This is a genomic window from Salipiger sp. HF18, from assembly GCF_011806505.1.
Taxonomy (GTDB): Bacteria; Pseudomonadota; Alphaproteobacteria; order Rhodobacterales; family Rhodobacteraceae; genus Salipiger; species Salipiger thiooxidans.
The window spans coordinates 1-808 of sequence record NZ_JAATOS010000908.1; the positions used below are offsets into that span (position 1 = coordinate 1).

At 58.2% G+C, this 808-nt stretch carries 1 protein-coding gene; it reads right to left on the reverse strand.

All coding sequences use genetic code 11. The annotated features are described in order from the left end of the window. A partial coding sequence (locus tag HC022_RS27905) for an ATP-binding protein (protein ID WP_167454529.1) occupies positions 1 to 593 on the reverse strand: 593 nt, incomplete at its 3' end. Positions 594 to 808 lie beyond the last annotated feature (215 nt).

An 808-nucleotide genomic window follows, 5' to 3' on the forward strand; every position in this document is an offset into this window, starting at 1 on the left:
CAAACGATGGTCGCGCGTTCACCGATACGATCATCCAGAAGCTCCAGAAGGTCGTGCTTGCCCGTGGCCTTGAGCTTGCTAACGCCAAAGTCGTCGAGGATGAGGAGGTCAGCTCGTTTATACTGCGCGCGCAGCTTTGCCGTCGTGCCCTCAATGTGCGCAATTTCGAATTCCTCCAGAAGCCGGGACACCATCCGGTACGATACGCTGATGCCGTTCCGCACGGCCTGCATTCCCAAGCAACACCCAAGCCAGGTTTTCCCCGTTCCGCTTTTGCCTGTGATCAACACATTCTGGTGCCTGCCAATCCAGTCACAGCTCAACAAGCGCGTCGTCAGCGACTTGTCCAGGTTCCTGTCGCTTCCATAGGTCAACTCCTCCGGATGGGCCTGTACCCGCAACTTGGCGGCGCGAAGAAGTCGGTCCTTCCGCGCATTCTGACGATGAAGCTCCTCGGCATCGACCAGCATCGCCAGCCGGTCTTCGAAGGCCAGGTCCGCCTGTCGAGGAGTTTCTGCTTGTTGGCGCAGAGCTTCCCGCATGCCTTTCAGCTTAAGATCATCAAGTTTTCGAAGTGTCGTCTCAATGCTCATGCACCAGTCCTCCCGTAATAGTCAGCCCCGCGGATATTCCTGTGGTTGATCGCAGGATCATCGCCCCTATCCACCTCAACTGCGGCATCCATCCGCGCTGGCTGAGCAATCAGCCGTTCTATGCGTTTGATGTGAGGTGGATAGTGCCCCCGCGCGTGGTGTAGGAGCGTGGACCTTCGGAGAGGTCCGAGTCTGATCAGGATGCCACGGCGGGC